The following is a 12,172-nucleotide window of genomic DNA, read 5'->3' on the forward strand; positions in this document are numbered from 1 at the left end:
TAATTTTTCAATTAGGGTCTCGGCAAGAGCGCAAAGGCTTGAAAGCATTGAATTCTTGGCCTTAAACTCCTCGATGCTTAACATATCTTTACAATTAGTAGCTGCCTCTCCTTGCTGAAAGAACGCTGTTGATTTAGTTAGGTAAAATGCGCATTAAGGTTTGGCCATACTCAATTGGTTCAGCATTTTGCACCAAAATTTCCACCACTTGGCCATTGACTTCGGCTTCAATTTCATTCATCAGCTTCATGGCTTCAATGATGCAAACCACTTGGCCTTTTTTGACTGTATCGCCCACTTCGACAAAAGGGGGTTCATCGGGAGCGGGGGCACGATAAAAGGTACCTACCATTGGCGCCACAATATCCACGGTTTTACGGTTGGCGGGAGGTGGCGTTGGTTCCGGATCGGGGGTAACGGCTGGCGGGGGCACAGGGGTGGGCGTGACGGTTGATGCAGGAGCTGGAGCCACAACCACGGGAGCGTTGCCACTGAGCTGCTCACGCTTGCGGAGTTGGAGTTCCAGTTCGCCACTTTTGAGGTTGAGTTCGGTGACGCTGGTTTGGTCAAACATTAGTAGCAGTTCGCGTACTTGGTTGAGGTCAAGCTCCACACCCATTACTCCTATTCGCGGCCAAGATATGTATCTGAGCGAGTATCAATGCGAATCCGCTCGCCTACGGAGATAAATAACGGTACCATGACTTGGGCACCGGTTTCGACAATGGCAGGTTTCGAGCCACCGGTGGCAGTATCTCCCTTCACCCCAGGGTCGGTTTGCACCACTTCTAAAACAACGGAGTTGGGTAGCTCCACCTCAAGGACTTGCTCACCCCATTTGACAATATTGACTTCCATTCCTTCTTTGAGATACTTGGCGCGATCGCCCATTTGTGCGGGCGTGAGGCGAGCCTCTTCATAGCTTTCCATGTCCATAAAGACATAGTCTTCGCCATCTTTGTAGGTATGCTGCATGGTGCGTTTTTCAAGGGTGGCTTGGGGAACGGTCTCGCCGGCGCGGAAGGTGCGCTCAATCACGTTGCCCGTTTGCACATTTTTCAATTTTGTTCGCACAAAGGCTGAACCCTTACCGGGCTTGACGTGCAAAAATTCGACGACTCGCCAGACGGCACCATCCAGCTCAATACTTACACCAGGGCGAAAATCATTACTGGAAATCATGTCCTACCGTGCAGTTCACCAAGCTATTATTGTATCCTTGAGCGTTGCCCTTCCTAAACATTGTTCAGCAGATTTCCCTAGAGTCAGATCCATTGCCATCCCTTGCAATTCCCAAAGGGCGATCGCCCCTGCAAATGCTAGACTAAGGAAATGTGAACGATACGCCAAGGACAGTAACAATGGCTGCAACCCTTGAACTAAGTCAAGAAAACGTCGAAAAAGTCCTTGATGAACTGCGCCCCTATTTGATGGCCGACGGCGGTAATGTGGAACTTGTGGAAATTGAAGGACCTGTGGTACGACTGCGCTTACAGGGTGCCTGTGGTGCTTGTCCCAGTTCGACGATGACACTGCGCATGGGTATTGAGCGCAAGTTAAAAGAAGCGATTCCAGAGATTGCTGAAGTCCAACAGGTGCTTTAATCTCGCTGGCTGCTGGGGAGAGATAGAACGTGGCGATCGCGATCCAGTTAACGCCAGATCAGATTGATCGTCTTGATCTATCTCCCCTGCAACAAGTCCTTGCTCCCCTGATTGCAAAGCAGCGGCTTCTAGATCATCACCAAGCACTGCGTTTTCTTATTGATTATCCTCGGCCAGCGGATGAGCCTGATCTAGAGCTTTCGGAATTGCCAGCTGTGCGCCTTTGGTTCATTCGTGCTGATGTCTGCTACCCATGGTTGCCCTATTTACTGGATTGGTCAGCGGGTGAGTTGGTGCGCTATGGGGCAATGCTGGTGCCCCATGAATTTCATCCGCAGCAGGGTATTATCTTCAACCCCCAAGCCCTTGATATTTTTGTGATGGCCAAGGTCTTTACCCTTTGGCAATGGCTTCAGGGACAGGGCTATCCTGCCGCTGAAAAAATTAAAGGCATGGCAGCGATGTTTGGCTATGAGCTTGATACGGCTCTTTTTGACCTCCTTGAGTTTTGAAGGCGCCCTAGCGCTATGGCGGTCATCGCACTGGGGATTGATTTTGGTACCTCGGGAGCGCGGGCGATCGCCATCGATCCTGAAGGCAAGATTCTCGCCACTGCCCGTCGTCCGTTGCACCAGCCCGATCGCCCCCAAGAATGGGCGGCAACTCTGCGGGCGTTGATTTTAGATATTCCAAGCGCTATCCGTCAGCAAATTCAGCGGATTGCTATTGATGCCACCTCTAGCACCGTTTTCCTCTGTGATGCTCAAGGGCAGCCCTGCTCACCCGTTCTCCTCTACAACGACGATCGCGCCCAAGATCAGGTTCAAACGCTGCGGCAGATTTTAACCACGGATCACCTTGTCCTGAGTGCCACCAGTAGTCTCGTTAAGCTGTTGTGGCTCCAGACCCACTACCCCACGGTCAACGCTGTTTTGGTACACCAAGCGGATTGGCTGGCCTTTTTGCTCCATGGTCAACTGGGCATTTCCGACTGGCACAATGCCCTGAAGTTGGGCTATGATCCGGCAAAGGAAGCTTACCCCGACTGGTTCAGCCACCCCACGCTTGCGTCCTTGCAGCCCCTGCTCCCTAAGGTCATTCCCCCCGGTACAGCTCTGGGAAAGGTCACAGCCACCGATTTAGGCTTGTCTCCAAAGTGTGAGGTGTGTGCCGGTACCACCGATAGCATTGCCGCCTTTTTAGCGAGTGGTGCCTCGGAGGTGGGTGAGGCGGTGACATCCTTGGGGTCAACCCTTGTGCTCAAGCTCTTGAGTGCCTCTAGGGTAGAGGATTTGGCAGCAGGTATCTACAGTCATCGCTTGGGCGATCGCAGCTCGCGCGCCGTAGGCGATCGCTGGCTAGTCGGGGGTGCCTCCAACTGTGGCGCCGCAATTTTAGCCCAGTTTTTTACCCCAGCGGAACTAGAGCGCCTCAGCGCCCAAATAGATGTCAATCAACCCACGGGGTTGGACTACTATCCTCTGCTCAAGCGGGGTGAGCGCTTTCCCATCAACGATCCGCATCTTGAACCGCGCCTAGAACCCCGACCCGACGACCCTCGCCTCTTTTTGCAGGGACTTCTCGAAAGTCTCAGCCGCATTGAAGCCCAAGGCTATCAACAATTACAGCGTCTGGGTGCCTCGCCCTTGAAACGGGTCTGGACGGCGGGGGGCGGTGCCCGTAATCCCGCATGGTTAGCCCTCCGCCAGCAATACCTAGGGGTTCCCGTGGCCGTTTCACCTCAAACAGAGGCCGCCTATGGAACAGCTCGTCTTGCTCAATCATAAAGTTATGTTTGTTTTTTGATAAATTACAACCCTTTTCTTAAATATTTGACAAAGATTGGATACATATAGCCATTTCGAAAGGAGATGAGATATTTTCAAGAAGGATAGGTTATACTCAAAGCGTCATGAATGTTACTCAAGAATATGAGCTATAGCTTGGACTGACGAGAGCGGGTTGTCTCCTATATCAAGCAAGGTGGCAAAATCAGTGAAGCAACTCAAATCTTTCAGGTCAGTCGCGCCACCATCCATCGCTGGCTGAAGCGAGAGGACTTAGCCCCCACAGTTGTCCCCCGTCGTCCTTGGAAGCTGGATTGGGCGGCCTTAGCAGCGGATGTTGCTGCCCATCCCGATGACCGTTTAATCGACCGTGCCCAGCGATCGAGTAGAGTGTGAGTATGGGTGGTCAGCGCGAGGCGAACGAATTGATGGAGAGCGAGCGGGGAAGCGTAAGAAAAGAGAGAGTTTAGTCGCAGGACGGTATAGACACCAGAAAGACTTCATCGCCCCAATGCTGTTTTGCGGATACTTGAATGCGGTAGGGTTTGTGAGCTGGCTGAGTCAGTACTGTTTGCCGGCATTAAAGAGACCTTCGTTGTTGATGATGGATAATGCACCGATTCATCCGAAAGGGGCGATTCAGGCAGTGGTGAAAGCGGCGGGTCACGAGGTGTTATTTTTACCGAAATACTCTCCTGATTTGAATGTGATTGAGCACGACTTCAGTGCGGTGATTCGCAAGTATTGTGCTGGATAATGTCTCATTCTTTATTGGAATTACTATAAAAGTTGAGCACATAAAATGAATGTCATCCTCTTCTAGGGTGACTTGTGCGGTTTTGTGTGTCTTCTATCCTTGTCAAAAGAGCTGTATCAGACTTTGCGATAGTGACAAAGGATCGTCTATTCTCAAAAAAAGTAGAACTCCTATGTTCTGAAGATCATGTATGTTCTGAAGATCATGTCTTTCCTAGAAGCTATGCGCAGAAAAATTCTGTTTGAGTTTACTGCTACCCACCTCGAATCTGTTTTTATACCTAGCTTCCTCAAACGCTGGATTGTTCACCAGCATGATTGCCCTATATTCCTTCAAGAGACCCTAGCTAGAGATACTCACTGGCAAGTGCGTCAAGCAGCAGCAACAAATCCGGAATGTTCACCTTTACTCTTGGAAACCTTGGCTAAAGATACTGAATGGCGAGTCCGACGAGCGGTTGCTGCCAATCCTAATTGTCCTCCAATCTGTCTTGAAACACTGGCAATGGATAGCTATTTTCAGGTGCGTCAGCAGGTCGCAGCTCATTCTCAATGTCCCCCCGCCATTCTCAACTGCCTTGCTCAAGATCAATACTATCAAGTGCGGCAGGCTGCTGCTAGCAATCTGCAAAAACTTACCTCTTCTCCCCTTGAGCAGCTAGCACAGGATGACTACTGGCAAGTACGAGCCACTGTTGCCGCCCATCCCAACTGTCCCGAAACTATCCTAGCTCAGCTTGTTAAGGATCAGTACTGGCAGGTACGTATAGCTGTCGCTCGAAATGCTCAATGCCCCCTTACCCTGAAGCAGACTTTTGAACATGACAGACGAGTTTTTATTCTTCACCAAATACTAAACAGGCACTTAAGTTTACTGGGTTTTTCTCTCTTTGTAAAACGGTTGCTTGCTGGGTGCAGATATTGTCCTCTTTGGATTATTGAGGAGCTAGGAAAGGATCAACATTGGAGAGTGCGTCAAGCTATTGCCAAACATCCCAAATGTCCCCTATCTGTTTTAGAGAATCTAGCCAAGGACAGCTCATGGCAAGTGCGTCAGGCTACTGCTAGTCATCCTCAATGTCTTCCTTATCTTCTAGAGACGCTTGCCCAAGATAAGAGCAGTGAAGTGCGTCAGTCTATTGCACAGCGATCTGACTGTCCAGCACATTTGTTAGAAAGACTTTCCCAAGATATTTGTTGGCAAGTACGACAAGCAGTTGCTGAAAATGTAAACTGCCCTCCTACTGCTATAGAAATTCTAGCAAGAGAACGGTTTTTATGGTTAGAGGTGTCAAGGAATCCACAGTGTCCTCCTCAGCTTTGGGAAGCGATGCTCAATCAGGAAAAAACTATTCTTTTGGATCGGTTTCTACAGAAATACATCTATTCTTTTTTAACATGGTTACCATTTTTTCTCAAAGAACAAGTAGCCAATTGGGTGATTAAAAGTTCCAAGGGATGGTCTGAGGCTTTGGTGAGAACATTAGCGAAAGATCCAGATCAAAGGATGCGGTTACAGGTAGTCAGAACCCTGCCCTTTTGGTTTGAAGTGCTACACACTCTTATTCAAGATAAAGACATTAACGTTCAACTAGCTGTTGTCCAGCGCCCAGACTGTCCACCGCAGACATTAGCTATAGGTGCTCAGACGAGTGACTCTTGGTTTGTCCGCAAGACTATTGCTCGGCACCTGAATTGTTCACCTTCTGTCCTAGAGATATTAGCCGCTGATACCTCTGCCAGAGTACGCTTAGCCGCTATTCAAAATCCGAATTGCCCTCCCAATCTTTTAGAGGTATTAGTTAAAGGTGCGCATCAGCCTTTAGATACAGTGATAGCGAGTGGAAATGTATCTACCCCCCATCCATTTCAGATTCTGACTGACGATGAGAAGCTGAGCTTGTATTTGGCAGTTGCTCATCATACCAATTGTCCCCCCTCTCTTCTTGAGGGTTTATCTCAGAATACTAATTGGCACGTGCGCCAAGCAGTTGCTAGCAGTTTGAATTGTCCCTTATCACTTATAGAGAAGCTAGCGGTAGATCAGGATGCCCATGTTCGAGCAGCAGTAGCTATACGTCAGGATTGTCCCTTACCTGTTCTCCAAAGCCTACTGAAGGATACAGATACACTGGTGCGGAAAGCAGTCGCCAAGAATCCCCAACGGCAAAAGTTAGCTAGTACACTGAACGTTTCTTCTGAAGTCTTAACTATCCTTTCTCAAGATCAAGAGGCTAGTGTCCGTGAAACTGTTGCCAAAAATCCAAAATGTCCTTCCCAAGTACTGGAAATTCTAGCCAAAGATACATATGCCCAAGTAAGACTTGCAGTAGCATTAAGTAAAAGTACTTTATCTTTTTCCTCAATAGAGCTACTATCTCAGGATCCAGTATCTGAAGTGCGCGTCGCAGTAGCTAACCGACTCGATTGTCCTGCCAACATTTTGTTAGCCCTAGCCCAAGATAGCTGTCGTGAAGTTTGGCGAGCAGTCATTAGCAATCCGGAGTGTTCTGAGCAGATTTTATGCTCTTTTGCTAAACATCCAGATGTGGTTGTGCGCGAACTTGTAGTGAAAAACCCGAAGTGTCCTCCTCAAATTTTAGCTACTCTTACCCAAGATAAGGAAAGTCAGGTAAGGCGAGCAATCGCAGAACGAGTAGGATTCTTACCCCACCTGCTAGAGACTTTGGCTAATGACCAAGACTGGCAAGTACGATTAGCCATAGTGAATAACCCCCAATGCCCTAGCCATCTTTTGCAGGCTCTCAGTCAGGATATTCACGCAGAAGTAAAGCGAGCAGCCACCAAACGCTTGCAAGAATGCACTAAACACTAGACTAAGCTAAATTCAAATGAGCCTGAATTTCTGACTTCAGCCGATTGAGGATATGGCGCTGATCTAGTTGACTGAGGATTTGTTGTACTACGGTTTTCGGCCCAGCAGTTCCCCAGCCTGCGCCGTTGGCAAAGTAGGTTTTGGCTACTTGTCCCATCGTATAGGAGGCAAGGCCAGCAATCCCCGCTTGGGTCATGGCGACTGAGAGGTAAGGGCCAAAGGCAATGCCGCCACTCATGGGTGTAGCTAATCCCAACAGTCCCTTGAGGGAACTGAGTCCTAAGTTGACAGCAAATTCCCCTAAACTGATGCTGCCCATGGCGAGGGCGATTGTTTGTAATAGCTCCCTGGCGCCTGCTTCTGTGAGTTCAATGCCGTAGAGGCGCGAGAGTAGTTGAATCGTGGTCAAGTCAATGACGGCACTGCTGACCATATCGAGCACGGTAACAGGGTTGAGGGCGATCGCCAGCGCCTTGGCGACAGCTCCTTTCCAAATCAGTTGGTTGGCCTCCTGATCCCGCAGTTCCAGCTTGTAGCGGGCTAATTCTTCACTGACTTTATTGGCAAAAAGCATTGAGTTCAGGGCAATCAGAGCCTTCCCTTCGCGATTGAGCACCTCCAAGATCTTTTGCTTCAGGGGTTCCACTTGGGGAGCACCGACGGTCATTTTCACCTGTACTCGTCCTTGGCGATCGCGATTCACTTGGGGGACAAGGGGCGCTGCCGCTACCATGACAATCTCTTCGGGGGAGAGGAGTTCTTTGACGCGCTCATCGCGGATTTTGTTATAGATGGCCTCGCGATCCGCCTCTGGATACTGATCCACTTTGTTAAACACTAGAATCATCGGCTTGCCTGCCTCCCGCAACTCACTGAGGGCTTGGTACTCAAGACGGGTCAAATCCCCGGCAATGACAAAGAGAATCAAATCCGCTTGGGCTGCTACCTCCCGTGCCAGTTGCTCCCGTGCGGCGCCATTGACTTCGTCTAACCCCGGTGTATCAATGAGGCGGATGGGATTGCCACGCTGAGCTTCCGAAATTTGCCACAGGGCACTGGCTTCTTCTTGAGTGACGCCATGAATCGGCCCAGTCGCAAAGTAGGGTTCCCCTAGCAGCGCATTTAGTAGGGAGGACTTTCCCCGCCCCACCATACCAAAGACGGCAATTTGCACGACACCATAGTGGAGCTTGTCGAGCATTGCTTCGAGGTCAGCGATCGCGCGGGCGAGGGAGGCTTTTTCGCTGCCAGTCGCTTTGCACTCGAACAGGAGTTTTTCAAGGGCACTTTTGGCCGCTTCATAGCTGCGGGCGCTTTGATAATCATCAAGGTCATCAATCGTGCCTTGAAGTTCCTTCAGCAGAGAATTCGCTGGCGATCGCTCTATCACAGATGCAACACTGACGTTACAAAGATTCGCTTTTTATTCTAAGGGCAAGAACGGGACTGGTGCGATTTGAACGCACGACCTAGCGCTTAGGAGGCGCTCGCTCTATCCGACTGAGCTACAGCCCCAAAGAGATACCTTCTATCCTAGCGAGTTTTGATCGCCCCTAAGCTGCTGTCGCCACTGTTGCCCTCAGGGCATCAATTTCCTGAAACAAGCGCTCTAGGGGAGCATTGGGTTCTAGAAACGAGAAGAGATGCTTGTAGCGCAGCTTACCTTCCTGATCAATGAGAAACTGTGCGGGCAGTGGTGCCCCCAAGGCTTGACCCGTGCGGTATTTGCGAAAGACTTGGCAACTGGGGTCATAGAGCAGGGGCATCTTCAAGCCCATATCGTCCTTGACCTTTTGACTTTGCTGGGCATCGGTACTGGTGATCACAAGAACGGCTACTCCCTTGCCTTGGAATGTTTCATAGTGTTCATTCAAGGCCTTGAGATAGGGGTAGCACAGCGGACAGTATTGATGCTCCGTAAAGATACGAGTAAACACCAGTAGGAGCGGCTGCTCTTGCCACACCGTTGAGAAGCGCACGGGCACGGTTAGCCCTACGCCCGGTAGCTCCCAATCAGGAACCACTGCACCCCGCTGTAGTTGATTTTGGGGTGGCAGTGGCCACGCGTTCTGCCAAAACCGCTCATTAAAGAGGCCACTGAAGTTGGTGGAGGTAAAAAACGGTAATTGAACAGCCATGGCGCCCTCGCTGGTGGCTCAACATTTTCCTAGCGATCGACAGATCCCATAATCACATCGATACTGCCAAGGATAGCAACAATATCCGCCACTTTCATCCCCTTGAGCAACTGGGGCAGGACTTGCAGGTTATTGAAATCCGGTGGACGAATCTTCCAGCGCCAAGGGAAAACATTATCATCGCCAATCAGGTAAATCCCTAGCTCCCCTTTCCCCGATTCAACCCGCACATAGTGTTCGCCTTTGGGAATTTTGAAGGTGGGAGCCAGCTTCTTGCCGATGTATTGGTAGTCAAAGCCATTCCACTCCGACTTGGCACCCTCGAGCATCCGCTTGGCTTCGAGGTTTTCGTAGGGACCACCGGGCAAACCATCCAAGGCTTGGCGAATGATTTTCACCGATTCGCGCATTTCTTGAATACGGACAATGTAGCGGGCAAGGCAATCACCTTCTGTGGCCACGGGTACATCCCAGTCAAAGTCGTCATAGCACTCGTAGTGATCCACCTTGCGCAGATCCCACTTCACCCCAGAGGCACGGAGCATCGGCCCCGATAGCCCCCAGTTGATGGCATCCTCACGGCTAATTTTGCCCACCCCCTGTAAGCGACGCACAAAGATGGGGTTGTTGGTGATCAGGCGCTCGTACTCATCCACTTTGGGCAGGAAGTAATCGCAAAAGTCGCGGCACTTGGTTACCCAGCCATAGGTGAGGTCGGCAGCCACTCCCCCCATGCGGAAGTAGTTGTTGTTGATGAAGCGCATGCCTGTGGCAGCTTCAAAGAGATCGTAGATGTATTCCCGCTCACGGAAGATGTAGAAAAAGGGTGTCTGGGCACCGACATCCGCCAAGAAGGGGCCTAACCACAGCAGGTGATTGGCAATGCGGTTCAACTCCAGCATGATTACGCGGATATAGCTGGCGCGTTTGGGCACAGGAATACCAGCCAACTTTTCGGGAGCGTTGACGGTAACCGCTTCGTTAAACATCCCGGCGGCGTAGTCCCAACGACTCACGTAGGGGATGAACATAATGTTGGTGCGGTTTTCAGCAATTTTCTCCATGCCGCGATGGAGGTAGCCAATCACCGGCTCGCAGTCAATCACATCTTCGCCATCAAGGGTCACCATTAACCGCAAGACCCCGTGCATTGAGGGATGGTGCGGCCCCATGTTGATGACCATGGGTTCTGTGCGAGTCTCTATCGTGGGCATAGATGGCAGTTCCGCTAGAGGGTTGGACGCTTACTTTACAGCCCTTTTCTAAAATGTGGCATACATGAAGGGAGTGCAATTTCCTCCCATAGTGGCTTTCGCGGTTTTAAGCCTGTTCCATCTGTGAAAAGGGCTGTTCTTTTGATATGCTACACAGGTTTTCCCCGCTTGCCAATTCAAATTTGCTTATGGCTTAGATAACGGTGCCATCGGGGATCATGGCATTTTTGATAATCACCACCACCCCGCTGCGGATATAAAATCCTTGATCTTCACGGTTGGATTCTTCAACATGGTCTTTGTTGATGATTTTGACATCGTGGCCAATGGAGGCATTTTTATCGACAATTGCCCCGCGAATGACACTGTTGGCACCAATGCCGATGGGAATTTTATGTTGCAACAGGAGCTGGCTGCGCTGCGCCGAGTCTTGGTAGTAGTCGGCGCCCATCAGCAGGGAATGATCAATGACACAACCGGATTCTACGCGCGATCTCACCCCCAAAACGGAATGGTGAACTTGGCATTCCTTAAGAATGCAGCCCTCGCTAATGATTGACTCGGTGATCGTGCAACTGAGAATCTTACTGGGGGGTAAATAGCGGGGACGGGTGTAGATGGGGGCGTTTTCGTCGTAGAAGCTAAAGGGTGGTTGGGGTTGTTGGGTGAGGGCAAGGTTAGCCTCGTAGAAGGATCCAATCGTGCCAATATCTTCCCAGTAGCCATTAAAGACGTAGGTTTGGACAAGATGAGAACGGGTCGCAGCGGGAATGATTTCCTTGCCAAAGTCCGTGGCATCGGCCATCTGTTGCAGCAGATCAATCAGCACTTGCCGCTTAAAGACATAAATCCCCATTGAGGCAATGTAGGGTTTGCGATGGGCTTCCTCGGCACTAAGGCCATAGCGGGTTGTGTCCACGCGCATATCCCGTAGGGCATCACCGCTGGGTTTTTCGCGGAATTCAATAACTCGCCCTGTGCCATCTACCTTAATCAAGCCAAAGCCAGAGGCGGCTTTTTCATCGACGGGCAAGACGGAGAGGGTAATATCGGCGCCCGTTTCGCGATGGCGCTGCACAAAAAGGCGATAGTCCATGCGGTAGAGGTGATCTCCTGAAAGAATCAGGTATTCATCCACGTCCCAATCGGCTAACAGCCACAGGTATTGACGCACCGCATCGGCAGTGCCCTGAAACCAGTTGGGATTTTCTGGGGTTTGTTGCGCTGCTAACACTTCGACAAAGCCGCCCGTCAAGCCGGGGAAGGTATAGGTACGAGCAATATGACGGTTGAGGGAGGCCGAGTTGAATTGGGTAAGGACGTAAATGTTATTGATTTCGGAGTTGATGCAATTGCTCACAGGAATATCAATGAGGCGATATTTTCCAGCAAGGGGAACCGCAGGCTTGGCTCGACGCTTGGTCAAGGGATAGAGACGTGTGCCGGCACCGCCCCCAAGGATAATCGCCAAGACTCGTTTCATTGAAAACTCCATCTGAACGGCCACATCAACAGTGTACGCTGTGGTGGCACTTCTCTTTGCGAAGGGGACGCTTTTTGGTAAAGAAGCCGCGCAATGGCATGATAATGATACTTGGTCGTTGATCCCAAGCGGAGAGTAGCAGCATGGGATTTGTGGATATTGCGATCGCTGATTTGGCAGCGGACTACGGCGTCTCGGTCGAAACCGTCTGTGGGTTGTGCGATCGCTTGGGTATTCGCTATACCAGTCCGCAAACGCGCCTGCCCCTTGAAGATGCCAAAGCAATCATTTTGGCTTTGACGGACTCTGCTACACCGACCGATCAACGGGACACATCACCGCACTCGTAAGACC

At 50.6% G+C, this 12,172-nt stretch carries 11 protein-coding genes, 1 tRNA gene and 1 pseudogene; 6 read left to right on the forward strand and 7 right to left on the reverse strand.

All coding sequences use genetic code 11. From position 1 onward, the window contains the following. Positions 1-133: 133 nt before the first annotated feature. Both accB and efp read right to left on the reverse strand, forming a co-directional pair. Positions 134-613: an acetyl-CoA carboxylase biotin carboxyl carrier protein gene (gene accB, locus RHJ80_RS03050; protein WP_315863361.1), complete on the reverse strand. Its 480-nt coding sequence runs from the start codon at positions 611-613 to the stop codon at positions 134-136. An 11-nt stretch (positions 614-624) separates the two neighbouring features. Further along, positions 625-1,182 (reverse strand): elongation factor P, encoded by a 558-nt coding sequence (gene efp / locus RHJ80_RS03055; RefSeq protein ID WP_149820380.1) that lies wholly within the window; start codon positions 1,180-1,182, stop codon positions 625-627. A gap of 179 nt (positions 1,183-1,361) precedes the next feature. Between efp and RHJ80_RS03060 the strand changes: the two genes are divergently transcribed. From RHJ80_RS03060 to RHJ80_RS03080, 5 genes and pseudogenes are all read left to right on the forward strand, one after another. Next, a complete protein-coding gene (locus RHJ80_RS03060) occupies positions 1,362-1,604 on the forward strand; it encodes a NifU family protein (RefSeq protein WP_206201015.1) in 243 nt (80 codons plus the stop codon). A 29-nt stretch (positions 1,605-1,633) separates the two neighbouring features. Continuing rightward, positions 1,634-2,116 (forward strand): CRR6 family NdhI maturation factor, encoded by a 483-nt coding sequence (locus tag RHJ80_RS03065; protein WP_310801437.1) that lies wholly within the window; start codon positions 1,634-1,636, stop codon positions 2,114-2,116. A gap of 15 nt (positions 2,117-2,131) precedes the next feature. Beyond that, complete coding sequence (locus RHJ80_RS03070; protein ID WP_310801438.1) at positions 2,132-3,391, forward strand: FGGY-family carbohydrate kinase; 1,260 nt, start codon at positions 2,132-2,134, stop codon at positions 3,389-3,391. A 186-nt stretch (positions 3,392-3,577) separates the two neighbouring features. After that, positions 3,578-4,148 (forward strand): annotated as a pseudogene (locus RHJ80_RS03075) (transposase). 186 nt (positions 4,149-4,334) lie between these two features. Next, positions 4,335-6,983 (forward strand): HEAT repeat domain-containing protein, encoded by a 2,649-nt coding sequence (locus RHJ80_RS03080; RefSeq protein ID WP_310801439.1) that lies wholly within the window; start codon positions 4,335-4,337, stop codon positions 6,981-6,983. 1 nt (position 6,984) lies between these two features. On the opposite strand, the gene RHJ80_RS03085 is transcribed toward RHJ80_RS03080, so the two are convergent. The 5 genes from RHJ80_RS03085 to RHJ80_RS03105 all read right to left on the reverse strand — a co-directional run bounded on the left by RHJ80_RS03085 (position 6,985) and on the right by RHJ80_RS03105 (position 11,818). Then, positions 6,985-8,373 (reverse strand): GTP-binding protein, encoded by a 1,389-nt coding sequence (locus RHJ80_RS03085; RefSeq protein ID WP_310801440.1) that lies wholly within the window; start codon positions 8,371-8,373, stop codon positions 6,985-6,987. A gap of 51 nt (positions 8,374-8,424) precedes the next feature. Further along, positions 8,425-8,498, reverse strand: a tRNA-Arg gene (locus tag RHJ80_RS03090). 38 nt (positions 8,499-8,536) lie between these two features. Continuing rightward, the gene (locus RHJ80_RS03095; protein ID WP_302676859.1) at positions 8,537-9,121 is read right to left on the reverse strand and encodes a peroxiredoxin family protein; all 585 of its coding nucleotides are present in this window, start codon (positions 9,119-9,121) and stop codon (positions 8,537-8,539) included. 29 nt (positions 9,122-9,150) lie between these two features. Continuing rightward, positions 9,151-10,335, reverse strand: coding sequence for an NAD(P)H-quinone oxidoreductase subunit H (locus tag RHJ80_RS03100; protein ID WP_149820368.1), 1,185 nt, complete (start codon positions 10,333-10,335; stop codon positions 9,151-9,153). Positions 10,336-10,528: 193 nt separating this feature from the next. Further along, a complete protein-coding gene (locus tag RHJ80_RS03105; protein ID WP_302676858.1) occupies positions 10,529-11,818 on the reverse strand; it encodes a glucose-1-phosphate adenylyltransferase in 1,290 nt (429 codons plus the stop codon). 143 nt (positions 11,819-11,961) lie between these two features. Between RHJ80_RS03105 and RHJ80_RS03110 the strand changes: the two genes are divergently transcribed. Continuing rightward, the gene (locus RHJ80_RS03110; protein ID WP_206201021.1) at positions 11,962-12,168 is read left to right on the forward strand and encodes a translation initiation factor IF-2; all 207 of its coding nucleotides are present in this window, start codon (positions 11,962-11,964) and stop codon (positions 12,166-12,168) included. Positions 12,169-12,172: the final 4 nt, after the last annotated feature.

The sequence above is a fragment of the Thermosynechococcus sp. QS41 genome (assembly GCF_031583515.1).
Taxonomy (GTDB): domain Bacteria; phylum Cyanobacteriota; class Cyanobacteriia; order Thermosynechococcales; family Thermosynechococcaceae; genus Thermosynechococcus.